Genomic DNA, 24,337 nt, shown 5'->3' on the forward strand with positions numbered 1-24,337 from the left:
TTTATTATCTTTGAGAAGTTTAAAACATTAAGAAAATGAAATTACCTAAGTTTTTATTAGCAGATAATTCCGAAATGCCGGAAGACCTTTTTGTAGTTCACACAGAATATCCGAGATTTATCCTGAATGTGGAGGAAGAAGAAGTGGAGTGGTTGGACGATCTGGAAGGCGACGATGAGGAATCTATGGCGGAGGAGGCCACCAAGGTGGTTGAGCAGGCCTTTACATGGTGCGATGAGGAACTCGCTAAGTATGATGACGAGGAAGACGAAGAATAATAAAAAAATGGAACTCAGCTGAGTTCCATTTTTTTATTGCATCCTGTTGAATTTAAGCAGCAGTAAACCGTTCTGGTAGAGTTCCAGGGTATTTCCTGAGACCCTGTATTTATTTACCTTCGAAAGCATGTTGAAAAATGATGTTTCTGTTTCCATAGCTTCACAAGCCATCTTTGTAGATCCAATTTTTGTAGCGGCAAAGGTTCCTGTGCCCGGTTCAGTCGCAAGCTCACCAAAATAATTGTTGCAGCCACCCGTGCCCGTGATTCTGCCCTCCTGCACATTCAGCGTAGGAATTTTACCTTTCACATTATCGGCAAGTTGCCAGTGTGTTTCATTCAGCGAGGGTTGGTTGGCCGTACTCAGCAGTGTATTTGCTGTGCCGCAGGATATCAGTGCGGCAGAAATAAGACCGGTAACTATATATTTTTTCATTTTATTCTCTTTTTTTTTTAAATTAAACTTAGAAAGTTCGCAGACAGCTTCTTGTGGTCACTTACCGGCTATCCCCGTAACTCCGCGTTAAATTCTTTCTGAAAACTCTTAATCAGCGAATTCATTACCGCTGTAATTTCTTTTTCCTCCAGCGTTTTTTCCTCACTAAGTAATTCAAAACTCATCGCGTATGATTTTTTACCGTCAGGAAGATTTTTTCCTTCATACACATCAAAAAGGCTGACATTCCGCAAAAGTGCTGACTTATTTCTAAGTGCAAGTGTATGCAGGTCACCATAAGATACCGATTTATCAACCAGCAGTGCCAGGTCCCTCCGGATCTTATTGAATCTTGGCAGGTCAGCGAATTTAAAGGTCCCTGTGTGACGGAGCTCCTGCGCAGTATCAAGTTCAATTTCTGCATAGTAACATTCCTGTTCCACATCGGCGTCCTTCAGCAGCCAGGGACTTACTTTCCCTAAACGCGCAACAGTCCTGCCGGCGGAAACAATCTCCAGTGCTTCGGAGAAGCGATCATCGCTGAGCGGCTTTTCTTCCAGAACAATGCCCAAATGACTCAGCAAAAGATTTACATAGCCTTTAAGATAATAGAAGTCGGTAGCAGATTTCTGCACCAGCCAGTTCTCCGCTTTTTCGCGGCCTGTAACCAGGAGGGCCAGCTGTTTTCTTTCTTCGTATTTCTCTTTTTTATGATAGATATTTCCAAGTTCAAAAAATTTCAGGTCAGCAGATTTACGGTTTATATTGTAAGCCGCATTATCCAGCATCCCTTCGAGAAGTGATTTGCGCATATAAGCCAAATCATTACTCAGCGGATTAAGCAGTTTTACCACGTTTTCCGTGTCCTTTACACTGGTCAGTGAATTATTCATCACCTCATTAAAACCATTACCCTGCAAGCTTGCCGCCCAGGCGTTTTCCAATTGTGCACGGTCCTGAACACCTAATTTAACTGAAGAAAATGAGTTTTTCTTAGGCGTTTCTATTTTATTATAGCCGTAAATCCTTAGAATTTCCTCTATCACATCCACCTCCCTGGTTACATCCGCACGGTAAGCAGGAACGGAGATCTCAAGACCATTCTGGATATCGTTCAGGACGGTGATTTCCAATGCTTTTAAAATTTCTTTCACCTTCTCGCGGTGGATCTTCGTTCCGAGCAGCTGTTCGATACGGGAAAACCTTAAGATAATATAATGGTCTTCAACTGTTTCAGGATAATGTTCAAGGATACTGCCGGTAAGTCTGCCGCCGGCAAGTTCTTCAAGCATCTTCACGGCATATGTAAGGGCTGTTAATGTCATTGCAGGATCTGCACCTCTCTCAAAACGGAAGGATGCATCAGTATTAATGCTGTGTGCCTTTGCTGCTTTTCTCACCGCCACAGGATTAAAATAGGCACTTTCCAAAAACAGAGTCTTGGTTGACGCGGAAACACCCGAATCCAGGCCTCCCAGCACACCGGCGATGCACAGCGGATCACCATTAGCGTCCTTAATCATTATTTCGGAACCGTTCAGCTTGCGCGAAATACCGTCCAGCGTCGTAAAGTCAGTGCCTGGATGACTGTGACCCACCACCACTTTTTTACCTGCAATCCGGTCGGCATCGAATGCATGCAATGGCTGTCCGAAACTGTGAAGAATATAATTAGTGATATCTACCACATTATTGGTAGATGCCAAACCAATGCTCTTCAGTCTGTTTTTAAGCCACTCCGGTGATTCAGCAACGGTTACACCCTCGATTACAGCACCGATATAGCGCGGACAAAGTGCAGAGTCTTCAATTTCAATCTTAAAATCATTACTTCCCGTGAACAATATGGGTTGAAGAGTTGCTTTTTCAAATTCGGACTTTAAGCTGTTGGTAACAAGGAAGGCATTAAGATCGCGCGCTACCCCATAATGCGACATGGCATCTGTCCGGTTGGGAGTAAGTCCAATCTCATAAATATGGTCTTTTTCAATATGGTAATAATCGGCCAGCGGCGTACCCACCTCAAATTTGGAACTGTCCAGAACCATGATCCCATCATGGCTGTCCCCCAATCCGATTTCATCTTCGGCGCAAATCATTCCCTGTGATTTTTCGCCACGTATCTTAGCCTCCTTAATTTCAAAGGAACCTCCGTCGCGGGTATGAATAACTGTTCCTGGAACGGCTACCGCCACAGTTTGACCGGCAGCCACATTAGGCGCACCACATATAATCTGTACGGCCTCACCACCGGTATCTACGGTTGTTATACTCAGTTTGTCGGCGTTGGGATGTTTTTCGCAGGTCAGCACTTTACCAACCACGATACCTTCCAGCCCGCCCACTATATTTTCAAATGTTTCAATGCCTTCTACCTCCAGACCGATATCTGTAAGATAATCAGCAATTTTTTCGGGTTTCAGTTCTGTTTTTATATAATCATTCAGCCAATTGTTCGAAATCTTCATCTATTACTCTTTGATTAACGTATTGTCGCGTACAGCCCCGTCTGCGGTTTATGTGGGTCCTGCATAATGATTGCAAATATCGGGATTTTTTTCAGACTAAATTTTAGTTACACCCCACAATTGGAAGCAGAAGATCTTTCGAAAAAGTTTCCGGCACACTATTTCAGGCACCTGAATTGAAATTATAACCTTTCAGCCAGTTCTTTAACTACTTCAAATCCTTTTTCGAAACCTGTTCTCATATGCTGCTCATACATTTCCGCGGTTTGAACTTCACCTACCAGCTTTGTAAAGCCCTCCAATTCAGTTAGGAAATATTTTTCCTGTGCACCGCTCCATTCCATCACCTCACGGGAATGAATATCCTCCACCCCTTCGGTAATAAGACCAAGATGTTTAAAAACCACCTCATAAGGCTCGCGAAGACTTTCAATGGTAGAAACCATACCATTCCCGCCGGAAGCATCCAGGAAATACGTGCGGCCATCAACTTTCCAGTCTGAGCGGTATTGCGATCCTTCACTGAAGAAACGGGTCCATTCTGTATAGGTTCCGGGATTCCAAAGAACTTCCCAGATTTTAGCTGCCGGTGCTTTAATTTCAATTGCATGTGATAGTGTGACCATAATATTTTGTTTTGGTTTATTTTTCAGCCAGAATTTTAATCTGCTTCAGCGCTTCCGGCATCCTGCTGATAAAGAAGTCCACAAACTCTTCCAGCGCATTTACCAGAACGGTAAGTTCTGTTGTGCTGTTTACGGTTTGGAGAAGATATGTTTCAGTAGAATCAGTCCAGTCCTACGGGTCTTCTGCTCCATTATGCAGCCAACCCAAATGCCTTAATTTCATTTCGCGGAATGGTTTGTTCACCAATACCAGATTATACATTCCGTTATTCCCGGCATCGAACATCCGTACGATGCTGCCTTCATCCAGGGAACCTTCGTACCTGGAGCCCTGCTGGAATGCGGACGTCCACTGACTGTAAGAATCCTGATTCCAAAGAGCATCCCATACTTTTTGAGGCGAAGCTTCAATAATGATACTGAATTTAAGTTCCTTCATCATCTTCTGCTAAGAACTGTAAGCCTTTTCAATTTCAGCGATTTCAATTTTTTGCATCTGCATCATGGCATGGGCAACTTTTGCCCCTTTGCCACGGTCGGCACCATTCATAAGTTCCAACAGCCTCCGGGGTACTATTTGCCAGCTCACACCAAATTTATCTTTTAGCCAGCCGCACATTGATTCCTTACCGCCATCCGCAGTGAGACTGTTCCACAGGATGTCGGTTTCATTCTGGTCAGCTGTCATTACAATAATTGAGATGCCTTCACTAAAGTCAAACTTGTGATCATAGGAGCTGTCCATACAGAAAAACGAGTACCCGTCCAGTTCGAAATGGGCATGCTGAATATTTTGCGGAATTTCATGGGATTCATTACCTACACCATCTCCATATTTCAATATTCTGCCCAGGCGGGACCCCGGGAATATACTGGTGTACAACTGCATTGCCTCCATAGCCCTGCCGTTATTTTCATGAAGAAACATTAATGTTGGAATAATCTTTTGGTTACCCTGCTTCTCTCCCAGGTACAGTTGCCACGTCACACCATAGCGGTCACGGACCCAACCATACATTTTGCTCCATGGATATTCACCAAGCTCCATAAGGACTGTACCACCCCCTGAAAGCGCCTGCCAGAAACTGCTTACCTCATCTTCACTTTCGCAAAGAATCATAAAGGAAATCGACGCATTCTTTTCAAACTGCGGTCCCGCATCAAGTATCATGAATTTTTGATCGAAGAGGTCGATGTTAATGACCATCCCGGCATCAGCACTTATTACACCCGAAAACGTATTACAGTAGAAATCTGCAGCTTCGCGGCCATTTCCGTTAAACCAAAGGCAGGGGAAAATATTGTTTTTCATATTTGAATTAAGATTAATCGTTTTGCTTGATCTGCGCCAAACGGAATTTAACTATCCGCTTTATGAGTGTATAAGGAATTTCTGCGCTCAGTGGAAACTGCACTGATCCTTTGCCCTGTTTATAAGCAGACAGTTCGGTAGTGAACTTTTCATGGGCATTCGGTGTGGCATAAAAACCGATGTGTTTTGCAAATGCGCCAAAATACACAAGAGGCTTGCCGCATACATAATAGCCGGCCAAACCGTAAGAAAAGCGCTCTTCGGCTCCGTTTGCATTCTCCAGTATCACCCTGCGGATTTTTCTCAGTATATCCTGTGTGTCAGCCGGAAAACTGCTGAAATATTGTTCTACCTTATCCACTGTTAATCTGCGTATTGCTGAAGTGAATTTTTAAAATGTAAATATACAGGACGATAGCGCTCAAGTTCTTCCTGCGAAGTATACCGGATTCCAAATATCTTATTAATCCCGCCGGTTTCAGAAGTAGATTCATAAGAACGGAAGTAGGCTGCGTTATCCGCCTTAATTGTCCACCTTTCTACAACCAGTCCGTTTTCGGTGGTTTTTACAGATTCAGTTTGTGTCTCGCCGGGCTGCAAACTTATATCGGTAGCGATTCCGCTCCACTGTGGCGAGAAGATATAGAACTGAACTTTACCGTCCGGTGAAGTAAAAACCGCACTGTCATAACCTTCGCTGCGGGTCGCGGACCGCAGTGAAGGTGTAACTGAAAAATTGGCCGGGATTTCCACGGTAAACCACGCACCGGTAAACTTCACATATGTTATAACACCAGCAGAACCGGAATCGACAGGCAGGGGCTCATCCGCAGTTGGAGTTTGTGTGGTACCCTGTGAATTTTTAACGCTTTTCTGATCACATGCTGTCGCAAACAGAAACAGAGCCGCTACTGAAAGAGTTTTAATGGTTTTCCACATATTTATGGAAGTTGTTGAGGATTGCGTACCAACCATCACGCTGCATTTCCCGTGAGTTCTGTTCTTCCGGTTCAAAAATCTGTATTACTTCAGTGGTTTTTTCATCAATCTTATTAAAGTAAACTTCCACTTTGCGCCCGTCTGTAAGATGATATTTAATGGCTTCAAACAATACTATATCATCATAAATACCTTCGTAGTCAAAACCAAAAGTGCCATCCTTCGCCTCCATACGTATCTTAAGTTTGCCTGCAACAACAAGAGAGTTCTCGGCTTTGGTGCAGTGCCACGTATCATGCGCATAGCTCCACTTGGTGATGTGTTTTGGGTCATTCATATAATCCCAAACTTTTTGAACAGGTTCCAGAATGGTAATATCGATCTTAATAGGCTCCATATTTTTCTTTTAAAAGTATGAAAAATTGCCATAGGTTCCAAGCTCACCAACTTTTTCATTTATCTTAACAGGTTCTGCAGGGCTGCAGCAGTTGCAAACAACCCAAGTTGCCTGTATTCCGGCTAACTTAGAATAATGGCCATATTCAAACCGGAAACGTTTGGAGATCCGCTACCATTCTTTACACATTATAACCGTCATTGTGATTAATCATCCAGTATATACCAAAGCGGTCCCGGAAGCTTCCGAAGTAATCGCCCCAAAACTGATCTTCCATGGGCATTTCCACTTCGCCACCCTCGGAAAGTGCATTAAAAAGACGGTCTGCCTCTACACGCGATTCGGTGAAAACAGAAATATAGTTGCTGTTGCCTGCCGAAACCCTCTGTCCCATGCTGGGACTTACGTCCGAAGCCATCAGCAATTCACCGCCTATTGGCAATGCGATATGCAAGATGCGGTTTTTTTCATCTTCAGGAAGATTCTCAGTGCCCGGCGCATCGCCCATCCGCATAATTCCACCAACGAATTCACCTCCAAAAACGCTCTGGTAATGGGTAAATGCTTCCAGTGCAGTACCGTCAAAATTCAGATAAGGATTCAGTTTTGCCATGATTTACAATTTAATGTATTAGTTGTCATCACTCTTGTCAAAAACCATATAACTTTCCAGGGAGGTTATTTTTCCGTCCCGGACGGTATATATATCAGCAAAGTGAGACTGTTCCACTTTTCCGGCCCTTTCAGTACGGATATTTCCTGCCGCCACTACAGTATCATCTTCGGCAACTAAGGTTCTTATCTCCATTCCAAGGACTTTATCCGGTCCGCCACGGTCCATAAATTCACGCAGGCGTTCCCTACCTACTAGTGTGTCCATGCCGAAGCCCGGCCAGTTCACCCGCACATCATCCGCTAAAACCTCATAGGCTTTATCGTTGTCCACAAACAGATTATTGAAAAATTGTCCGGCAATTTGTTTGTTGTCCATGATTTGATCTATTAGTAAGTTGAAATATTCAGTAATTCAGACTTTCATCCAGGTCGTAGCTCATCCCATTTAAGCCCAGCAGTTTTCGCATAAGCCCTATCTGACCTAGCAGATAATCTTCACGCCCTATGCACATGCCAATCATATTAAGGACGTTTTCCTTCACAAAAGGGATTCCCATTCCAAAATGACAGGGAGCATCCAGATGTTCATCTGTTACCTGCAGAAGTTTATGATACACTTTCGGCGAAATCAGCGCGTGGTTTTTCTTCAGTACTTCCAGTGAGGGATAGTTGAGGCTTTGGTCCAGTGCACGACCCTCACGGAACAGTTCGCCGTTAGGATCTTTATCTTCCAGTCCCAAAAGTTCCGCCAGCCAATAGCGGCAGTTCACAAGGTTACCGGCCATCCAAACTACATGGTTAGTCCGTTGGTCAATACGCTGCAGGGCAATTTCTTCAGAAATGCCGTCGAGTGCATTTGTAAAACTCTGCGAATGCATCCTGAAAGCAGGAACTATAATTTCAAGTTTGGTAGAATTGGGTGTGTCCGTCATTTCTTTACTTTAACATCAATCAAAGTTAAGAATGGCAACAGAAAACTGCGCTTGTCATAGGACAAGAAAATTATTTTGTGGAAATCTCCTTTCGGATCCTGCTAAGGGAAGTATCTGTAATCCCAAGAAACGTGGCGATATGCTTTAGCGGTGCCTGTTTGATAATTTGGGGTTTTTCTTTCATCAGTTTTAGGTATCTGGCGGAAGCTGTTTCTGTAACCATGTCCAATGAACGCTGTTTCATGGTAAAAACCTGATAAGAGAACCAGGCTCTCCCCCATTCCCTTAAGCCTTCCAGGCGGTGGAAAAGTTCCTGAAATTTTTCATAATCCATTCTGAACAAAGTGCAGTCGGTGACAGCCTGCACATTTTCAACTGAGGGAATTTTCTGAAAAAGAGAGGACGGGATAATTACAATTTCATTTTCAACAAAAAACTCGGTGGTAATCTCTGAACCTTCCAGACCATTTACAAAGGCCCGCACCAAGCCCTTCTCAACAATATAATAAGCCTCAGCAATCTGCCCTTCAATCAGCAATGTCTCGCCTTTAGCGATGCTTACCTCCTCGTGAGCATCCATAATTTCGCGCAAATTTTCTTCGCTAAGAAGGAAATGGGAGTAAATATGCTGCAATGAGTTTTTCACAGATATAAAATTAAAACAATGAAAGCTGAATACCGCCCCGATCCACAGACTTTTTTGCATCTCCAAAAACAGTCTTTCCGCCATACTTCCAGGAGTTACTGCGCTCGTCCTCAATTACTTCATTTAGATCAAAAGAGGGTGTAAAATCCTTTTCTGCCCGGGAAATGATGTGGTGCAGTTTTTCTACGGATTTTAATTTGTCGGTAGTACCCAGTTTTGATTTTTCAATTCCTTTCTGAAGGATAGCAACCGTTTCATCATAAATATCCAACGGAACAGGAAAAGGATGTCCGTCCTTTCCGCCATGAGCAAACGAGAATCTGGCGGGATCTTTGAAGCGCGAAGGTGCACCATGTATGACTTCACTTACCAGGGCCAGACTCTGCAGGGTGCGCGGCCCCACGCCTTTCAGCAGTAAGAGTTCTTCGAAGTTTTCCGGTGGGACTTCACGTGTCATGTGCAGAAGCGCGCCCAGCCTTTTCATATTGACATCAGAAACACGGACGTCGTGATGAGCGGGCAGGATAAGCCGGGAAAAATCATGCAGCATACTGTCATTAGGGGTCCTGGAGATCTCCATTATGCCGGCCCTGTTGTCTGCCGCACGATCTGAGGTAAGATTCAGAATCCTGCCCCGGTTAATCCCTTCAATCCCGGTATGCGGTTCCTCAACAAAAGACTTCAGATTTTGAGAATGCCAATGATAACGGCGCGCAGTTTTGTCCTGCGTATTCATGCCCTGCTGTATCACGGCCCACCGACCACCATCATTCAGGATGAAATTGTGGGTGTACAGTTGATAGCCATCCTGAATGGCAGTGCTGTCCACTTTTGCAGAAAGTTTGCTGGCCCTTACAAGTTGGTTACCGTTTAGACCGGTACTTTCAGAAATCCTCATCAGTTCGGCGGGAGTTTCCAGAGAGAATTTACCCTTTCCGCCCGCAATATAAATACCGAATGTTTTTGAATTAGGGTTTATAGCTCTTTTCAGCGCACCCATTACGGAGGTGGTTATACCGGAAGAATGCCAGTCCATACCCATTACAGCACCAAAAGACTGAAACCAAAACGGATCGCTAAGACGCCGGATCACCTCATCTTTTCCGTAATCACTTAAGATCACCTCAACCACTGCAAGTCCCAGTTTGGACATACGCTCATAAAGCCATGCGGGAACCTGGCCGTAGTGAAGAGGTAGATCTGCTGAGCCCGAGCGTTTCATACTGTAATGATAAAAAAAAACGCAAAATGCTTTGCGTTTACCTGTACTGTTTTAGTGTATTTATTTTAGAGCGTTCAGCGCTTTTTCATAATCAGGTTCATGTACAATCTCCGGCACCTGCTCTGTATAGATTACTTTATCGTTTTCATCGGTAACGATTACTGCTCGGCTCAGCAACCCTTTCATCGGTGAATCTGCAAGGGTTACACCCAAATCATCACCAAAGGAAGAACGGAAATCCGACAGGGATTCAACATGATCCAAGCCTTCAGCAGCGCAAAAACGGCTTAAAGCAAACGGAAGGTCTTTGGACACATTGATGACTATAGTATTCTCCAGGCCTGCGGCTTCTTCGTTAAATTTTCTGGCAGAAGCAGCACAGATTCCGGTGTCGATGCTTGGGAAAATGTTGTATATCTTTCTTTTTCCGGCATAATCCTTCAGACTCTTTTCATTCAACTCACCATCCACCAATGAGAAATCAGGCATTGTAGCTCCTACTTCGGGCAAATTGCCTACTGATTTGATACTGTTTCCTTTCAATGTTATATCTGCCATAATAATAGCTTTTAATTATTTGTTTAACTCAAATTTAGCTCTTTAAAACATGCTGCCGACTAAAATAAAGGTTAAATTAATCTTAAAACTGTTTCTCCTGCTAACAGAATCATCACCCCACAGGTTGAAGACCCAGCTGTTTTCCCTGTGCAATCACGAAGTTGCGGGCTTCGGATTTATCATTTCCAATCTCTCCTTCCAGGATCGCTTCCTTCACCTTCTCTTTGAGTATGCCAATCTCACGCCCGGGTTTCAGGTTGAATAAAGTCATGATTTCCTCACCCGTAATGGGCGGCTGAAAATTGCGGACCTGGTCCTTTTCCTCCACCTCTTTTATTTTAACCGCGACGTATTCAAAATTCTTTTTGAATTTTTCCTGTTTGTGTGAATTCTTGGTGGTAATATCAGCCTTGCAAAGGGTGAAAAGATCCTCCAAATCTTCACCCGAATCAAACAGCAAACGGCGCAACGCTGAATCGGAAGTTCCGTCATCGATAAGGGCTATTGGCCTTGAAGACAGTTTTACAAGTTTCTGTACATATTTCATATCTGCTCCCATGGGAAGTTTTAACCTCAGGAAAAGGGATTTCACCATCTTGGAGCCCAGAAATTCATGACCGTGAAAGGTCCATCCGATTTTTTCAACAAATTTCTTAGTTGGTGCCTTGCCGATATCGTGCAGCAGAGCTGCCCAGCGCAGCCATAGTTTATCGGTATTTTTGGAAATATTATCAACAACTTCAAGTGTATGCCAGAAGTTATCTTTGTGGGTTTGGCCATCAACCTCCTCAATCCCCTTTAAAGCTGTAAGTTCCGGCATAAAATAATCCAGCAGACCGGTATCTGCAAGAAGTTTAAGTCCAACAGAGGGTCTTTCAGAAAGCATGATTTTGTTAAACTCCACCATGATGCGCTCCATGGAAACAATTTTTATTCTGGCTGCTTCGCGCTTTATCGCTTCAAGTGACTGCTTTTCAATCTCAAAGTTTAAGGTTGATGAAAATCGAATGGCCCGCATCATCCTTAAAGGATCATCGGAATACGTCTGAGAGGGCTCCAGGGGAGTCCGGATAATGCGGTTTGAGATATCTGATATACCGTCAAAAGGATCTAGAAGTTCACCGAAATTTTCTTTGTTCAGCGAAATCGCCAGCGCATTGATGGTAAAGTCGCGGCGTTTCTGGTCATCTTCCAGTGTTCCGGATTCCACATCAGGTTTCCTGGAATCCTCGGAATAGCTTTCTTTCCTGGCACCCACGAACTCCAGGTCCAAATTATCATGGCGGAACATGGCTGTTCCGTAGTTTTTAAAGACAGAGACTTTAAGTTTCGGATTAATAGCCTTAGCGACGGATTTAGCCAAATCCATCCCGCTACCTTCCGTCACGAAATCAATATCCGTGGGCACTTCGCGCCCCATCCAGAGGTCACGAACGTATCCTCCGACAATGTACACAGACTGGTTTTTCTGATGTGCTACTTCGGAGATCTGTTTAAATAACTTAAAATTGATATTTTGGGTAAGGTTGATGTTCATTACAAATAGCGTATGCGGAGATTCTGCAAAGGTATCCAAAAGCTTGCAGGGAACAAATTTTATAAAGTTGGGTTGGAGTCCGGAATTAAGACCGGATTTTTTTATCTGCCGAAACGATGTGTCCTAAACTTTGAAGCAGATTTAGAATAAAACCTACTCTCTGATGACCTTTACACGGCTGTCTGGCCAGATCCGGATTACCGAAGATCCTGGGTATTTGGAAACCACATCACGGTTCTCATTTGCTACAGCGTCTACAGCCTTGATGATTTCCTCGGAAATATCAGAGAATTTCATTGGAGATTTATCGCCGCTGAAGTTTGCAGAGGTTGAAACCAATGGCTTATTCAGTTTGCCAATTAATTTCTTAAGGTAATCGTCTTTAACCAGACGGATGCCTATACTGCCGTCTTCAGCCAGCAGTTCTGCAGGTAAGCCTTTAGGATTATCGTAGATCAGAGTGACCGGCTTTTCGGAAAGATCCATGATATCCCACGCGATCTCCGGCACCTCTACCAAATCCTGCAGACGTTTTTCAGATTCAACAAGAATAATGACGGATTTGGAACGGTCGCGGTTCTTGATTTCGAATATTTTCTGAATGGCCTCCACGTTTGTAGCGTCGCAACCCAGGCCCCAGATGGTATCGGTAGGATAAAGGATTGTCCCGCCGGAATTAAGGGCGTCAATAAGGTTTTGCATAATGTAGATATTGATTAAATCCTATTATAAATATTTGACTCTGTTCCGCATTCTTTTTTTTGGCTTAGATTATCAGTAGATACCGGTTTGCATTTATGCCTATCAATAGGAACGGGCTTTAGCCCGTTTTACATTTTTTAAGCATGAATTGGCTTTAGCCAAAACCTATTAATCAGTATTTTTAAAATTATATTTTTCCATAATTTCTGAATATTCCTCTGAGAATGACTTCTGCGCGTGATGCTTCTCCTGATTTTTAATATAATTTCTCACCTGATCAATCATCGATTCCGAAACAGAAACTGCAAAGTATTCATCCTGCCAATTAAATTTTTCCGAGGTCAGATTATTTTTGTTAATCCAAAATGAAGATTCTCCTTTGATCAACTGCACGACTTTTTCTACCGTCTGATTGGAACTTAGAGAAATTAAACAATGACAATGGTCAGCAAATCCGTTTACCATTTCCAAAAAAATCCCTTTTCCGGCCGCGTTCTCCTTTATATGTTTCCATACTTTTATTCTCAACTCCGGAGAATTGAGCAGTGGTTTACGGTTTAATGTAGAAAAAACCAGATGGATATATATTTTTATAAACGGCATAACTGAGACAAAAATATGAATTTATAGGTTTTGGCTAAAGCCAATGGTGGGATTAATTTTTTGAAATGGGCTGAAGCCCGTTCCTATTCATTAACCGATTTGGACCTCTTTTGAATCTTGATGGTTTTTTTTTAAATAAACGGGCTAAAGCCCGTTCCTATTCATCATTTAAATTATTGTTACGCTGTGGTTGAAATTAACACCTTCATATACGGGCTAAAGCCCGTTCTATTCATAAACCAATTTGGACCTCTTTTGAATCTTGATGGTTTTTTTTAAATAAACGGGCTAAAGCCCGTTCCTATTCATCATCCAAATTATTGTTACGCTGTGGTTGAAATTAACACCTTCATATACGGGCTAAAGCCCGTCCTATTCATTAACCCATTTGGAGTTTTTATTCTGAATCCTGACTGTTGGTTTTCTTAAATGAATTCAAAAATATACTGAAATTTTAAGAACTCCAGTGTAAATTATTTGGAATGTTTAATTTTAACGATAATTATGGAACAGAAACAGAAAGATCCTTTGCATGGAAAGCGCCTGGATGCGATTTTAGAGGAACTGGTAGAGTATTACGGCGGATTTGAAGATTTAGGAAAGCAGATCAATATCAGATGTTTTACGGATAATCCAAGCATCAATTCTTCATTAAAGTTTTTAAGAAAAACGGACTGGGCAAGAACGAAAGTGGAAAGCCTGTATCTGTTTGTTTTAAGACAAAAAAAGAAAAACGAAAGAAAAGATGGGTAATATTAATCCAGGAACTTCCCGGAAACATAATACCATTTGTCATTCACTTTTTTAAAGAGGGAATGTTCGTGATGAAGTTGGGGTTTGCCGTCATCGTCGGTATAATATGCTTTGAATTCTACCTGATCTGAAGAGGGTGTTCTGATGATTTCGAGTTTGGTCCATTGGTTAATTTCTCCCCAATCCTGCAGATCTTGTGCGTTGTGAAATTTCCGTTTCGCAGGCAATGTCGTTTCCATTAAATATCCACCGTTCGGAATCGCAAATGCAGAAAACCGTGACCGCATTAGCGCTTCCGCGGTGGGCGCATTTTTTTCGCTGCTGTGATAGGGCTTGCAGCAGTCCATATAATCTTTTCCGGAACAGCAGGGACAGTTCATTTTTTTTTATAAATTTCGGCTAAAGCCAATTTGCAGGCACAATTTATAAACGGGCTAAAGCACATTCCTAATGTCACCAGTTTTAAAATTATAAATACCTTTCATTGATGATATTCAGATGGTGAATATTGTGCCCAACGATTAATTTACCTAAAGTTTCCACAGAAATTTCGTTTCCATTAGCGACACCCGTTTCAGCGAACTGTTCAGCATTTAAGTTCCCGAAAAAAAGTACCGATGATCTTCTCACCGCATCAAATTCATCTATGAGACCTTTGAGATTTCTTTCTTTTGAATAATGTTTTGCGTACAATTCCTCATCCCAACCCGGAAGTTCGGTTTTATCTTTTCTGGCAAAGCGCAGGGCACGGTAGGCAAAAATCCTTTCGGCATCGATGAGGTGCTGCAACAGTTCTTTCAATGTCCATTTTCCTTTGGCGTAAGCATATTCTGAATGTTCCGGAGTTAAACTGTTGAAGAATTCCAGGGTCTTGACACCGGAAATTTTCATTTCATCAATCCACTTTTCCGATGGAATTAAATCGAGATAACGCTGAATGTATTTTTGGAAATCAGTCATAGGAGTATTATAAAAAACCTTCAGCGATTGATATCCCTGAAGGTTTTTATTATTTGAAAGCTCTTTCGAGGTCGGCTATAAGATCCTCACTGTCTTCAATACCTACACTTAGTCTTACCAAATCATCAGTAATCCCTAACTCTGCACGTTTGTCCGCTGGAATAGATGCATGTGTCATCAGGGTCGGATGGTTTGCCAATGACTCTACACCCCCCAATGATTCTGCCAGAGTGAAGACTTTAACATTCTCCAGAAATTTTACAGCGTCTTCTTTCTTACCGGATTTAAAGGTAAAAGACACCATTCCCCCAAAATCCTTCATCTGCTTTTTGGCAAGATCATACTGAGGATGTGATTCCAGGCCCGGATAAATCACCCTGTCTACCGCGGGGTGGGATTCCAGATATCTGGCTACCGCCAAACCGTTTTCAGAATGGCGCTGCATGCGCAGTGCCAGGGTTTTGATTCCTCTCAGAACCAGATAGGAGTCGTGCGGACCTAAAATTCCACCGCTGGCAAACTGAATAAAATGAAGTTTGTCACCAAGTTCTTCCGTTTTGGCAATCAGTGCGCCGGCTATCACGTCGGAGTGTCCGCCCAGATATTTTGTAGCCGAGTGCATTACAATATCAGCACCCAGATCAATCGGACGCTGCAGATACGGCGTAGCAAAGGTATTGTCCACAGCCACCAGGATATCCTTTCCTTTTACCAGCTCGGTTACGGCTTTAATGTCCACAAGTTTCATCAGTGGGTTGGTTGGTGTTTCAACCCAAATCAATTTCGTTTTATCGGTAATCAGGTCAGATATTTTGGAAACATCATCAAAATTCACAAAGGTGAACTTAAGCTGATATTTGTCGAAAAGCCGTGTAAACATCCTGTACGTTCCGCCATAAAGGTCATCTACTGCAATGATTTCGTCGCCGGGGTTCAGAAGTTTTAAAACACAATCTATCGCGGCAAGACCGGAGCCAAATGCCAGGCCGCGGGCACCGTTTTCAATGCTGGCCAGACTGTCTTCCAAAGCCTGCCGTGTCGGGTTGGCGGCTCTGGAATATTCGTAACCGGAATGCACACCCGGAGAACTTTGTGCAAAAGTCGATGTTAAAAAAACAGGAACATTAACAGAGCCTGTAATAGGTTCATGCTGCTGTCCTCCGTGTATTACTTTAGTGTTGAAATTCATATTTTCACTGTTTTTCAGCAAATGGATTTACCGGTAAGCATTTCCAATCTGCAAATTATTACTATTTCTAAGCTGGCCGAGTCTTTTAGCCACAGGGAAACAATTTTTACATCCTGATCGCCGATTTCACAGCAAACTCTTCTGCCATGTCTTCCATCCATTGAGCAACATCTTCTTCCCCAGTAGCGGTTTTGTAAGTGTTACTGAGTGAAATAAGCATCTGGTGCAGGAACATCTTCATCTGATCCACCGGCATTTCCTTAGTCCAGAGATCAATTCTCAGTGCTTCCATCGTCTTATCGTCCCATACGGAGATCATAGCTGCTTTGGTTTCCTGGGCTTCAATTCCGCCGTCCTGGGCATTCCAGGTCATCTTTTCGGGAACATGGTTTTCGTCCAGTTCCACATCAAGGGTAATCTGAGTCTTCTTCATTATATAAGTATTGGGGAAATCCTCTTTACTGACGGAGAATATTCCCTCGCATTAATTTTTAGGTTTGTATTCTGATTTGTTAAATAAGTCGGTTGCGCTCATGGACAGAAAATCACTTAACGGAGTTTCAGGATTCTTACTGTAAAATTCCCTGCAAATCTGCCATCCGGTAAAGACACCCACGCGTGGCGACGACTGCTTGTCCACATCAGTATAGAATTTGGAGAAGGGGCCCGGATTAATAAAACGCTCAGTAAGCCTGGGATCTGGGCTGAAGATATAATCATTCTCAATAAAATAATCCCAGATGCTCGCTTCGCTGGCCTTGCTCCATTCATACTGTTCGGCTGTCGCATTCATCTTAAGATGATCCGGCAAATGAGGCAGGAAAGCATCCTGCAAAGTCATGATCTTACCATTATATACCATTTGGTCCAGAAATTTCTGGGATGTCTTGTCAAATGGGACAATACTGATGGCAATGGCTTCCGAAGTCTTCGGAATAATATTTTCAGTATTCATGGAAACCTTGAAATACTCTTCAATACCTTTATAATATTGATTCTTGCTTCCCATAAATCCAGAGATGTCAATGAACAGAAAACCCTGTTGCGGATCGTAAATCACCGGTTCCTCATACATCTGCGTACTGGATGAAAAGGTGTAAACCTTTGGATTGGTAAAATTTGGAAAATGGTATTTTACCCGAGCGAAAAGAGAAGTCAGATCTGTTCCCAAACGGTTCAGGTCTACCTTGGTGGCTGCCTCACGGTACAGTTTTGCCTCCTCGGGATTATTACGGCGTTTTACAAAATCTTCATCTGTTACGGAACCCTGAAACCAGGGATATTTTTCTTTAAACTGCTCCATACTGACTTCAGGCGAGAAAAATTCTTTTGAAATATCAGTAACAGTAACTTTTGCAGCAGGCTGTTCCACCTCTACATCCCAAATATTTTTATTTTCCTTATTACAGTTTTGAAGAACACTTAAAGATAAAACAACAGCTAAAGCGCCTAAAGCACCGCGGATGCTGGACGGTTGTTTTATTGAATGTAATCTATTTCTGACGTTCATTATTTTCAATTTCGGGGCTTTGCCACGGCAGTGACGATTAATTTTATATTTTTACAAAAATAATGAAATTTTAAGGACTGTCCTATTTAACATCCGTCTTAAAACATCTATTATGCAGACTGAAAAAGTTACCGAAAAAATTGTTTCCTGGCTACGCACCTATGCGGATCAGGCCGGGGTGAAGGGTTATGTCATCGGTATTTCCGGAGGTGTGGACTCTGCTGTGGTCTCAACGCTTTGCGCGATGACCGGTCTTAAAACAATGCTGCTTGAAATGCCCATTCACCAGAACGCGGAGCATGTAAGCCGTGCGTGGGAGCATATCAATGACCTGAAAAGCAGATTCGATAATATCGAGGCGCAGACAACAGACTTAACTTCTTCCTTTGACGAGTTGTACAGCTCCTTTAAAGCGAATGAGACGGATTCTCCAAATGAGAAACTTGCTCTGGCCAATACGAGAGCACGCTTGAGGATGTTAACCTTATATTATTATGGTCAGACCAATGGACTTCTGGTTTGCGGTACGGGAAATAAAGTGGAAGATTTCGGTATAGGTTTCTATACAAAGTACGGCGATGGCGGTGTGGATGTTTCCCCAATTGCTGATCTTTATAAAACGGAAGTTTACAAACTTGCCAAATCGCTTAACCTCGTAGAATCGATTCAGAACGCGATACCTACAGACGGCCTGTGGGACACTGAGCGTACAGACGAGCAACAGATAGGTGCTTCCTATCCGGAACTGGAAAAGATTCAGAAAGAATGGGGAACCAAAACTGAGGCTGACTACAGCGGAAGAGATCTGGAAGTCTACCGGATATTCAGCAGAATGAACAAGGCAGCTCAACACAAAATTCAGCCAATACCGGTTTGTGACATTCCGGAAGAATGGCGTAATTGAAATGCTCACATATCTAACTATTTAAAAGATAAATAAGACAGATCAAATTTACGTCTGCGGCTACTGTTTATGCGGAAAGATCATATAAAACTATTCCTTATCTTCATTATCGGACTGCTGAGTGCTTACCTGATCCTATATTATTTAAATGAAGATAAGGTCGAAAGCGATAAGAGTGCTTCAGTTTCACAGACTGAAATACAAAGCGGTCAGAACCCTGCACGGGAAAATGTTGATGCACTTACTGAAGCCGGCAGGGTAACCAGTTATGTAAAAACCAATAAGGAACTGCCGCATTTCTATTTAACGAAAAGCGAAGCGCGGGCTTTGGGCTGGATACCTTCGGAAGGAAACCTTTGTAAGGTACTGCCGGGAAAAGCAATTGGAGGAGATAAGTTCGGAAACAGGGAAAAGCAACTTCCCCAGGGTAAACAGTACTTTGAAGCAGATGTCAATTACAGTTGCGGTAACAGAAACGGCCACAGGATCATTTATACTAAAGAGGGTGAGGTCTGGTTAACTACCGACCATTATAAAACATTTAAGAAACAGTGATTATTAAGATTAAAAAATAGAAAATCAGGAGATGGAAAATATGAAAACGGTCCATATTGACTTTAGCGATATTGGTGATTTTGAGGATTTTTATGCTCAGGTAAAAGAAAAAATGGCGGTCCCGGGAGATTTTGGCGACAACCTGGATGCTTTTTATGATTTCATAACCGGCCAGGCGGAACAGCCTGTACATCTGGAGTTTGTGAATATGACCGTAGATCAGCTGGAAACTTTTGAAGACCTGCTTCTGACTATGGAAGATGCTGAAGATGAAGTTGAAGACTTTGGTTTCTCCTATTATCTGGAGCAGTATGAGGAGGACTGAGCTTCTTAATTATAAAAAAGAACGCGCCTGCCGGCGCGTTCTGTCTTTAAGATGTACAGACCGTGATTAGTTGCCAATCACCTCAGAAATAGGTTCTCCAATGTTACCACTGGGATTTTCAATTTTCAGGATTTGTGCCAGCGTAGGAGCAATATCTGTCATGTGGTAGGGTTTTGTACTCTGTCCCTTCTTTACTCCCATACCCATAAAGATTAACGGAATATGCGCATCATAGGAATTCCAAACGCTGTGGGTGGTACCTTTTTTAGCATAATTAGGCAGCATACCGTCATGCGAAATAATCTGAATATCACCGCTGCGCTGCCAGTTATAACCGTTGATAATTCTTGATTTAATAGGTTCCGGGATCGCCGCCGACCCTATTTTAGCCAAATCTACCGCATAAAGTACACGGGGATCCCTGTTCAGTCGGTTGATGATATTTTGTTTAATGTCCTCGACATCCAGTTTATGCTCACGTATAAGCTGCTGGTTCAGGTAAATCTGATAATTGTCTATGGCCCAGATCAGTTTTTCATGTGTGTACTTCGCTTTAAGTTCTTCTTCCAGATTTTTCTGTAAGCCATCGTCAAAAAGTCCTGTAAGCATCTTGTTCGCTTCCATATAGCCCATAGCATGTGCCCCGCCATGATCTGCCGAAAGGAAAACCAGATAATTATCTTTCCCGACTTTCCTGTCCAGCATAGAGAAGAAATTTTCAAGGTCTTTATCCAATCTCAGGTAAGTATCCTGAATTTCAATGGAGTTGGGACCAAACGAATGTCCCACATAGTCGGTGGATGCAATATTGACTGCCAGGAAATCGGTTTCCTGATTGCGGCCCATGCGGTAAGCATCCAGTGCGGCTTCCGCAACCTTAAGGGTTAGTGTGTTCCCAAAAGGTGTAGTGCGGATAATTCCCTTCTTGGCGGCAAAATCGGCTGCCAGATTACTGTAAGGAAAAGTAGGCGTCTTTGCGCTGCCCAGTAATTGCTCCCAGGGAACATCGTCGGCAGTACTTTCTGTGTACTGCGCTATAGGCAGCGAAGTGTCCCAACCGTTTGCTACGAGTTTTGCACCCCAGTTCTGGGCATTGAAGTCCTTCAGCCACTTTGGCAAATCATTCATATAATAGGAACTCGTAACAAAATGTCCCGTACCTTCATCGTACCAGAATGCGCCTGTTGGATTATGTCCAGCCGGCAGAATGGAGGCCCTGTCTTTAAGCGATACCCCTACCACTTTAGACCTGAAGTTGGTTGCTATTCCTAACTGGTCAGTAATCGTCGTACTCCAAAGTTGATGTGGGGAGTGTGCGCCGATTCTCTCGGTGCTGGCGCCAACTCCTTTTACAGAATTATCTGTGGTACAATAGACATTTTTCCCCGTTTCACGGTCTGTCCAGTCGTTTCCTGCAATACCGTGAATGGAGGGCACAGAACCTGTATAGATGGAGGTATGTCCCAATGCTGTAACCGTAGGAACATAATTGATCATCACATTATTAAGGTTAAATCCTTCATTCATAAGACGTTTGAATCCCCCGTTGCCGTATTTCGATTCATAACGGTAGAGAAAATCCCACCGCATCTGATCCACAACGATTCCCACTACCAATTTGGGTTTCCCGGTTCCCACATCTTTCGGCTTCTGCGCGTTTAATGTGAATACAGAGACAAAAACAAGAACAACAGCACTAATTTTTTTCATGAAATTTTGAATTGTTTTAAGCTGCAAAGATAAGGAGCTTTGCGCCGGAAACCCGTTATGAAGCGATAACAAATTGTTAAGGATCCACCTAAAAATACTTGACAACAAAAGCAAGTTTCGGATCTCCCAAAAAAAGGTGATATGGGTGAAAATCAGCTAGTAAAAACCTCCTAAACACCATTATCACATATAAACAGTATTTCGTAGTTTCAGGTAAAAGTTTCGCCATTTACAGGCGTTTACCCTGTAAGTTTTATTTACTTTTATCCTCATTACGCATATTTTTCTCTCATTCAAACTACCTGACCGGTGGGAATTTAGGATTGGTGTGCGAAGATCTGCCATGTTTTGGATCAAAAAATAAAAAAAATAGAAAATGACGAAAAAAAACATAATCGCGGAAGAAGCCGGCACCAAAGCAGACCCGGAACTTTCGCAGAAACGAAAGACAACTATAAAACAGGAACGCAAACGTGTTTCAACAACTAATAAAGAAGCCAAATCTGCAAGCAAAGTCAGCTGCACCAAAATAAGGACTCTGCCCATGCGGAACGGAAACAAGATCCGTATGCAGTTTACAACGCAGTTTCTGCAGCCCAGCGACTCTTTAAAATCAAAGATTAAATTCCTTAATGAGAAAATCTTTTACAGTGAGGAAGAGGTGGGCGGAACAAAGCTGGAAAACCCTGTTGCCGTTTCAGATCCTGCAGACTGCGCAAACCTCATTCCCGGCACACTGTTCACGGGAAATGAACTGCTTGAATACGGCAGGATAGAAATACCTGAAATTACCGGGAATAAAACAGTCACTTTACGGGCAAGACTCAGCAACAACCCCAAAATTACAGAAAGCAAAATTGTGCAGGTAAACGACAACAACTTCCGCGAAGAGGTAACAGCTTCCATTTCCCAACTGATCAACTCGTCTGAATTTCCGGATGACGTGCCGGAAACACATTTGCAAAGTGCAGAAAGCACAATTGAGGATTTCCTTAAACTTAAGACTGCACCTTCGTCGTTTTTTATGGACGCAACTGATGCAAATAGCACTTTTTCGACTGCATCGGCGGCGAACTACTTTTACCTGTTCTCCTTCCGGCAGAATTACGTGAATATCAGCGGTCATCCATCGGTGGATTCTCTCGCGGAGAAAATACGGTCACGCGACGACTGCTTCTTTATTGAGGAGGTGGAATACGGACGTCAGCTTCTTATCATTTTTGAATCCCATATCAGACTGGATAAATTCGGAATAACCCCTACCGGAACTTTGAACTGGGAAAAATTCTGTTCCCGACTTTCCGCAGAACCTGAGGATTCCAACCTCCTCAGACAGATTTCATTTCGTGTTCATGCCACAGGAAAACCGACCTATATAGAAACTGATGCTAAGAAAGCAAAAGCTACAGTGGACGAATATTTTTCTGCATCCTTCCAGGAATTTCCGCTCATTCCTGTCTCTTTCAGAATATCCGATCTGGAGGGAAAGCCGGTATGCCTAAAGACTGAGGTTTTCATCAGACAAAAGAATGTTTTTACAACACGGAAGATCCGCGTATCAATAAAATCCATTACCCTACTGCCCTCCGAAGATGCCGTGCGGTCTTATGAACAGCTATCCGGCTGCCTTTGCATTTATATCTACAACGACAAAAACCGGGTAATGCTGGCAGATGGTAAGGAAATGCCTTCCTATCTGGAATCACTAAATCCTCCGACCACGCGCATCCGTTACGGCAGCACTGAAATTCCAATAAACCTGAAACCGGGATTGACTTTGGATCATTCCTGGTCGGTCCTAAACTGCAAACCCGTAAGCCTTGTGGTGGACAATCTTCAATACAGGATAAAAATTTATCCGGCAGGAAGTAACGGAGACGGTTTCACAGGTGTGTCCGGGAAGCAAACTGACCGTTTCGACAAAACAATTCGTGAACTCCTTCAGGAAGGAATTCTTGAGAAAACCTTATTTTTCAACGAGGGAAACTCGCAGGTGGAAGTCACGGTCAATATCTGCCCCTGTTGAAACATTTTCTCATCAAAAAAGCCTTCCCAGATACGGGAAGGCTTTAGATCATTTTTGTACGGCTAATTAGAATTTCAAATCCCCGTTTACTTCTCTTACGGCTTTAGCAGCTGTAGCGAATTTTTCTTTTTCCTCTTCAGTTAAGGAGATGTCAACAATTTTTTCAACACCGTTCTTTCCGATTATTGCAGGAACGCCAAGGCAGATATCAGACTCACCATATTCGCCGTCCAGCATCAGCGAGCAGGGTATCATCTTTTTCTGGTCGCAAAGGATTGACTGAACTAGTACTGAAACTGCAGCACCCGGTGCATACCATGCCGATGTTCCCAGGAGCTTGGTTAATGTAGCACCGCCTACTTTTGTTTCTTCTTCAACATAAGCCTGCTTGTCGGCATCCAGGAATTCAGAAACAGGAACACCGTTTCTTGTTGCCTTGCTCATTAAGGGAAGCATTCCAGTATCGCTGTGAGCAGCGATTACCATTCCGTCAACGTCAGAGATCGGGCAATCAAGTGCCTCAGCCAATCTATATTTGAAACGCGCGGAATCCAAAGCTCCACCCATACCGATGATTTTATTTTTTGGAAGACCTGATGTTTTATGCACCAGATAAGTCATTGTATCCATAGGATTGGAAACGACAATGATAATAACTTCCGGAGAATGCTTCACAAGATTAGCGGTAACTTCTTTCACGATACCTGCATTGATACCGATAAGTTCTTCCCTTGTCATTCCGGGTTTTCTCGGGATTCCGGAAGTGATCACAGCTACGGTAGATCCGGCAGTCTTGCTGTAATCGCCTGTAGTTCCGCTTACTTTGGTATCAAAACCATTGAGGGAGGCTGTCTGCATAAGGTCCATAGCCTTTCCTTCGGCGAAACCTTCCTTAATGTCTACTAAAACTACTTCTGAAGCAAAATTTTTCATAGCAATATATTCTGCGCAACTTGCGCCTACTGCTCCTGCTCCTACTACGGTTACTTTCATAATATTTTTTTGTTAATTTATCTGATCCATATGGTGAGACATAACCGGAACACCGGCTGCTTAAAAGTGCTACAAATTTATGAAATTCACCTGCGGTGACCAACTTTACCCGGCTATTTTATACTTAATTATTTATGCACCG

30 protein-coding genes are annotated in these 24,337 nt (G+C 43.0%); 6 read left to right on the forward strand and 24 right to left on the reverse strand.

Going from position 1 to position 24,337, the window contains the following annotated elements; genetic code table 11:
• Positions 1-35 precede the first annotated feature (35 nt).
• Positions 36-278: a hypothetical protein gene (locus P0M11_RS11790; protein WP_158063922.1), complete on the forward strand. Its 243-nt coding sequence runs from the start codon at positions 36-38 to the stop codon at positions 276-278.
• A gap of 33 nt (positions 279-311) precedes the next feature.
• On the opposite strand, the gene P0M11_RS11795 is transcribed toward P0M11_RS11790, so the two are convergent.
• From P0M11_RS11795 to tnpA, 17 genes are all read right to left on the reverse strand, one after another.
• The gene (locus P0M11_RS11795) at positions 312-713 is read right to left on the reverse strand and encodes an META domain-containing protein (RefSeq protein WP_158063921.1); all 402 of its coding nucleotides are present in this window, start codon (positions 711-713) and stop codon (positions 312-314) included.
• Between the two features lie 68 nt (positions 714-781).
• A complete protein-coding gene (gene pheT, locus P0M11_RS11800) occupies positions 782-3,181 on the reverse strand; it encodes a phenylalanine--tRNA ligase subunit beta (protein ID WP_275625853.1) in 2,400 nt (799 codons plus the stop codon).
• Between the two features lie 182 nt (positions 3,182-3,363).
• The gene (locus P0M11_RS11805; RefSeq protein WP_275625854.1) at positions 3,364-3,807 is read right to left on the reverse strand and encodes an SRPBCC domain-containing protein; all 444 of its coding nucleotides are present in this window, start codon (positions 3,805-3,807) and stop codon (positions 3,364-3,366) included.
• Positions 3,808-3,979: 172 nt separating this feature from the next.
• The gene (locus P0M11_RS11810) at positions 3,980-4,249 is read right to left on the reverse strand and encodes a hypothetical protein (protein WP_275625855.1); all 270 of its coding nucleotides are present in this window, start codon (positions 4,247-4,249) and stop codon (positions 3,980-3,982) included.
• 6 nt (positions 4,250-4,255) lie between these two features.
• Positions 4,256-5,119 (reverse strand): VOC family protein, encoded by an 864-nt coding sequence (locus P0M11_RS11815; protein WP_275625856.1) that lies wholly within the window; start codon positions 5,117-5,119, stop codon positions 4,256-4,258.
• 13 nt (positions 5,120-5,132) lie between these two features.
• The gene (locus P0M11_RS11820) at positions 5,133-5,480 is read right to left on the reverse strand and encodes a DUF1801 domain-containing protein (protein ID WP_275625857.1); all 348 of its coding nucleotides are present in this window, start codon (positions 5,478-5,480) and stop codon (positions 5,133-5,135) included.
• Between the two features lie 2 nt (positions 5,481-5,482).
• Positions 5,483-6,058: a hypothetical protein gene (locus P0M11_RS11825; RefSeq protein ID WP_275625858.1), complete on the reverse strand. Its 576-nt coding sequence runs from the start codon at positions 6,056-6,058 to the stop codon at positions 5,483-5,485.
• Positions 6,042-6,455, reverse strand: a complete 414-nt coding sequence (locus P0M11_RS11830; RefSeq protein WP_275625859.1) for an SRPBCC domain-containing protein — start codon at positions 6,453-6,455, stop codon at positions 6,042-6,044. Before P0M11_RS11830 ends, P0M11_RS11825 begins: the two co-directional genes overlap by 17 nt.
• Positions 6,456-6,636: 181 nt before the next feature.
• The gene (locus P0M11_RS11835) at positions 6,637-7,068 is read right to left on the reverse strand and encodes a VOC family protein (RefSeq protein WP_275625860.1); all 432 of its coding nucleotides are present in this window, start codon (positions 7,066-7,068) and stop codon (positions 6,637-6,639) included.
• Positions 7,069-7,086: 18 nt separating this feature from the next.
• Positions 7,087-7,446: a nuclear transport factor 2 family protein gene (locus tag P0M11_RS11840; RefSeq protein ID WP_275625861.1), complete on the reverse strand. Its 360-nt coding sequence runs from the start codon at positions 7,444-7,446 to the stop codon at positions 7,087-7,089.
• A 28-nt stretch (positions 7,447-7,474) separates the two neighbouring features.
• Complete coding sequence (locus P0M11_RS11845; RefSeq protein ID WP_275625862.1) at positions 7,475-8,002, reverse strand: DinB family protein; 528 nt, start codon at positions 8,000-8,002, stop codon at positions 7,475-7,477.
• Positions 8,003-8,072: 70 nt separating this feature from the next.
• The gene (locus P0M11_RS11850) at positions 8,073-8,648 is read right to left on the reverse strand and encodes a Crp/Fnr family transcriptional regulator (RefSeq protein WP_275625863.1); all 576 of its coding nucleotides are present in this window, start codon (positions 8,646-8,648) and stop codon (positions 8,073-8,075) included.
• A 10-nt stretch (positions 8,649-8,658) separates the two neighbouring features.
• The gene (locus tag P0M11_RS11855) at positions 8,659-9,870 is read right to left on the reverse strand and encodes a DUF763 domain-containing protein (protein ID WP_275625864.1); all 1,212 of its coding nucleotides are present in this window, start codon (positions 9,868-9,870) and stop codon (positions 8,659-8,661) included.
• A gap of 60 nt (positions 9,871-9,930) precedes the next feature.
• Positions 9,931-10,428 (reverse strand): thiol peroxidase, encoded by a 498-nt coding sequence (gene tpx, locus P0M11_RS11860; RefSeq protein ID WP_275625865.1) that lies wholly within the window; start codon positions 10,426-10,428, stop codon positions 9,931-9,933.
• A gap of 112 nt (positions 10,429-10,540) precedes the next feature.
• Positions 10,541-11,965, reverse strand: a complete 1,425-nt coding sequence (locus P0M11_RS11865; protein WP_275625866.1) for an HD domain-containing protein — start codon at positions 11,963-11,965, stop codon at positions 10,541-10,543.
• Positions 11,966-12,118: 153 nt separating this feature from the next.
• Positions 12,119-12,667, reverse strand: a complete 549-nt coding sequence (locus P0M11_RS11870) for an L-threonylcarbamoyladenylate synthase (protein WP_275625867.1) — start codon at positions 12,665-12,667, stop codon at positions 12,119-12,121.
• 168 nt (positions 12,668-12,835) lie between these two features.
• The gene (gene tnpA / locus P0M11_RS11875; protein WP_275625868.1) at positions 12,836-13,270 is read right to left on the reverse strand and encodes an IS200/IS605 family transposase; all 435 of its coding nucleotides are present in this window, start codon (positions 13,268-13,270) and stop codon (positions 12,836-12,838) included.
• A 504-nt stretch (positions 13,271-13,774) separates the two neighbouring features.
• On the opposite strand from tnpA, the gene P0M11_RS11880 reads away from it, so the two are divergent.
• Positions 13,775-14,023, forward strand: a complete 249-nt coding sequence (locus P0M11_RS11880; RefSeq protein ID WP_275625869.1) for a VF530 family protein — start codon at positions 13,775-13,777, stop codon at positions 14,021-14,023.
• Between the two features lie 2 nt (positions 14,024-14,025).
• Here P0M11_RS11880 and P0M11_RS11885 read toward each other — a convergent pair whose 3' ends face one another.
• From P0M11_RS11885 to P0M11_RS11905, 5 genes are all read right to left on the reverse strand, one after another.
• Positions 14,026-14,403: a YchJ family protein gene (locus P0M11_RS11885; RefSeq protein ID WP_275625870.1), complete on the reverse strand. Its 378-nt coding sequence runs from the start codon at positions 14,401-14,403 to the stop codon at positions 14,026-14,028.
• An 88-nt stretch (positions 14,404-14,491) separates the two neighbouring features.
• Entirely contained in the window at positions 14,492-14,983 is a 492-nt protein-coding gene (locus P0M11_RS11890; protein ID WP_275625871.1) for a DinB family protein, read from the reverse strand.
• Between the two features lie 49 nt (positions 14,984-15,032).
• The gene (locus P0M11_RS11895) at positions 15,033-16,190 is read right to left on the reverse strand and encodes a cystathionine gamma-synthase (protein WP_275625907.1); all 1,158 of its coding nucleotides are present in this window, start codon (positions 16,188-16,190) and stop codon (positions 15,033-15,035) included.
• 88 nt (positions 16,191-16,278) lie between these two features.
• On the reverse strand, positions 16,279-16,605 hold the full coding sequence (gldC, locus tag P0M11_RS11900) for a gliding motility protein GldC (RefSeq protein WP_158063902.1): 327 nt from the start codon (positions 16,603-16,605) through the stop codon (positions 16,279-16,281).
• Positions 16,606-16,656: 51 nt separating this feature from the next.
• Complete coding sequence (locus P0M11_RS11905; protein ID WP_275625872.1) at positions 16,657-17,682, reverse strand: gliding motility protein GldB; 1,026 nt, start codon at positions 17,680-17,682, stop codon at positions 16,657-16,659.
• A 112-nt stretch (positions 17,683-17,794) separates the two neighbouring features.
• Here P0M11_RS11905 and nadE point away from each other — a divergent pair, with 112 nt between their 5' ends.
• The 3 genes from nadE (at position 17,795) to P0M11_RS11920 (ending at position 19,466) form a co-directional block, all read left to right on the forward strand.
• The gene (nadE, locus tag P0M11_RS11910; RefSeq protein WP_275625873.1) at positions 17,795-18,586 is read left to right on the forward strand and encodes an NAD(+) synthase; all 792 of its coding nucleotides are present in this window, start codon (positions 17,795-17,797) and stop codon (positions 18,584-18,586) included.
• A 69-nt stretch (positions 18,587-18,655) separates the two neighbouring features.
• Positions 18,656-19,141 carry a ribonuclease domain-containing protein gene (locus P0M11_RS11915; RefSeq protein ID WP_275625874.1) on the forward strand — a complete coding sequence of 162 codons (486 nt, stop codon included), beginning with the start codon at positions 18,656-18,658 and terminating at the stop codon, positions 19,139-19,141.
• 40 nt (positions 19,142-19,181) lie between these two features.
• Positions 19,182-19,466, forward strand: coding sequence for a barstar family protein (locus P0M11_RS11920; RefSeq protein WP_275625908.1), 285 nt, complete (start codon positions 19,182-19,184; stop codon positions 19,464-19,466).
• Between the two features lie 66 nt (positions 19,467-19,532).
• Here P0M11_RS11920 and pafA read toward each other — a convergent pair whose 3' ends face one another.
• Positions 19,533-21,176, reverse strand: a complete 1,644-nt coding sequence (pafA, locus tag P0M11_RS11925; RefSeq protein ID WP_275625875.1) for an alkaline phosphatase PafA — start codon at positions 21,174-21,176, stop codon at positions 19,533-19,535.
• 376 nt (positions 21,177-21,552) lie between these two features.
• On the opposite strand from pafA, the gene P0M11_RS11930 reads away from it, so the two are divergent.
• Entirely contained in the window at positions 21,553-23,202 is a 1,650-nt protein-coding gene (locus tag P0M11_RS11930; RefSeq protein ID WP_275625876.1) for a hypothetical protein, read from the forward strand.
• A 66-nt stretch (positions 23,203-23,268) separates the two neighbouring features.
• Here P0M11_RS11930 and P0M11_RS11935 read toward each other — a convergent pair whose 3' ends face one another.
• A complete protein-coding gene (locus tag P0M11_RS11935; protein WP_158063897.1) occupies positions 23,269-24,195 on the reverse strand; it encodes a malate dehydrogenase in 927 nt (308 codons plus the stop codon).
• Positions 24,196-24,337 lie beyond the last annotated feature (142 nt).

It is taken from the genome of Kaistella sp. PBT33-4, from assembly GCF_029194425.1.
GTDB lineage: Bacteria > Bacteroidota > Bacteroidia > Flavobacteriales > Weeksellaceae > Marnyiella.

Excerpts from the sequence above, each read along its gene's own strand:
- P0M11_RS11915 (WP_275625874.1), top strand. The coding sequence starts at position 18,656 with ATGCGGAAAGATCATATAAAACTATTCCTTATCTTCATTATCGGACTG.
- gldC (WP_158063902.1), bottom strand. The coding sequence starts at position 16,605 with ATGAAGAAGACTCAGATTACCCTTGATGTGGAACTGGACGAAAACCAT.
- P0M11_RS11840 (WP_275625861.1), bottom strand. The coding sequence starts at position 7,446 with ATGGACAACAAACAAATTGCCGGACAATTTTTCAATAATCTGTTTGTG.
- P0M11_RS11835 (WP_275625860.1), bottom strand. The coding sequence starts at position 7,068 with ATGGCAAAACTGAATCCTTATCTGAATTTTGACGGTACTGCACTGGAA.
- P0M11_RS11885 (WP_275625870.1), bottom strand. The coding sequence starts at position 14,403 with ATGAACTGTCCCTGCTGTTCCGGAAAAGATTATATGGACTGCTGCAAG.
- P0M11_RS11855 (WP_275625864.1), bottom strand. The coding sequence starts at position 9,870 with ATGAAACGCTCGGGCTCAGCAGATCTACCTCTTCACTACGGCCAGGTT.
- P0M11_RS11930 (WP_275625876.1), top strand. The coding sequence starts at position 21,553 with ATGACGAAAAAAAACATAATCGCGGAAGAAGCCGGCACCAAAGCAGAC.
- P0M11_RS11920 (WP_275625908.1), top strand. The coding sequence starts at position 19,182 with ATGAAAACGGTCCATATTGACTTTAGCGATATTGGTGATTTTGAGGAT.
- tpx (WP_275625865.1), bottom strand. The coding sequence starts at position 10,428 with ATGGCAGATATAACATTGAAAGGAAACAGTATCAAATCAGTAGGCAAT.
- P0M11_RS11810 (WP_275625855.1), bottom strand. The coding sequence starts at position 4,249 with ATGATGAAGGAACTTAAATTCAGTATCATTATTGAAGCTTCGCCTCAA.
- P0M11_RS11935 (WP_158063897.1), bottom strand. The coding sequence starts at position 24,195 with ATGAAAGTAACCGTAGTAGGAGCAGGAGCAGTAGGCGCAAGTTGCGCA.
- tnpA (WP_275625868.1), bottom strand. The coding sequence starts at position 13,270 with ATGCCGTTTATAAAAATATATATCCATCTGGTTTTTTCTACATTAAAC.
- P0M11_RS11890 (WP_275625871.1), bottom strand. The coding sequence starts at position 14,983 with ATGACTGATTTCCAAAAATACATTCAGCGTTATCTCGATTTAATTCCA.
- P0M11_RS11865 (WP_275625866.1), bottom strand. The coding sequence starts at position 11,965 with ATGAACATCAACCTTACCCAAAATATCAATTTTAAGTTATTTAAACAG.
- pheT (WP_275625853.1), bottom strand. The coding sequence starts at position 3,181 with ATGAAGATTTCGAACAATTGGCTGAATGATTATATAAAAACAGAACTG.
- P0M11_RS11830 (WP_275625859.1), bottom strand. The coding sequence starts at position 6,455 with ATGGAGCCTATTAAGATCGATATTACCATTCTGGAACCTGTTCAAAAA.
- P0M11_RS11805 (WP_275625854.1), bottom strand. The coding sequence starts at position 3,807 with ATGGTCACACTATCACATGCAATTGAAATTAAAGCACCGGCAGCTAAA.
- P0M11_RS11870 (WP_275625867.1), bottom strand. The coding sequence starts at position 12,667 with ATGCAAAACCTTATTGACGCCCTTAATTCCGGCGGGACAATCCTTTAT.
- pafA (WP_275625875.1), bottom strand. The coding sequence starts at position 21,176 with ATGAAAAAAATTAGTGCTGTTGTTCTTGTTTTTGTCTCTGTATTCACA.
- P0M11_RS11795 (WP_158063921.1), bottom strand. The coding sequence starts at position 713 with ATGAAAAAATATATAGTTACCGGTCTTATTTCTGCCGCACTGATATCC.
- P0M11_RS11825 (WP_275625858.1), bottom strand. The coding sequence starts at position 6,058 with ATGTGGAAAACCATTAAAACTCTTTCAGTAGCGGCTCTGTTTCTGTTT.
- P0M11_RS11845 (WP_275625862.1), bottom strand. The coding sequence starts at position 8,002 with ATGACGGACACACCCAATTCTACCAAACTTGAAATTATAGTTCCTGCT.
- nadE (WP_275625873.1), top strand. The coding sequence starts at position 17,795 with ATGCAGACTGAAAAAGTTACCGAAAAAATTGTTTCCTGGCTACGCACC.
- P0M11_RS11815 (WP_275625856.1), bottom strand. The coding sequence starts at position 5,119 with ATGAAAAACAATATTTTCCCCTGCCTTTGGTTTAACGGAAATGGCCGC.
- P0M11_RS11905 (WP_275625872.1), bottom strand. The coding sequence starts at position 17,682 with ATGAACGTCAGAAATAGATTACATTCAATAAAACAACCGTCCAGCATC.
- P0M11_RS11880 (WP_275625869.1), top strand. The coding sequence starts at position 13,775 with ATGGAACAGAAACAGAAAGATCCTTTGCATGGAAAGCGCCTGGATGCG.
- P0M11_RS11790 (WP_158063922.1), top strand. The coding sequence starts at position 36 with ATGAAATTACCTAAGTTTTTATTAGCAGATAATTCCGAAATGCCGGAA.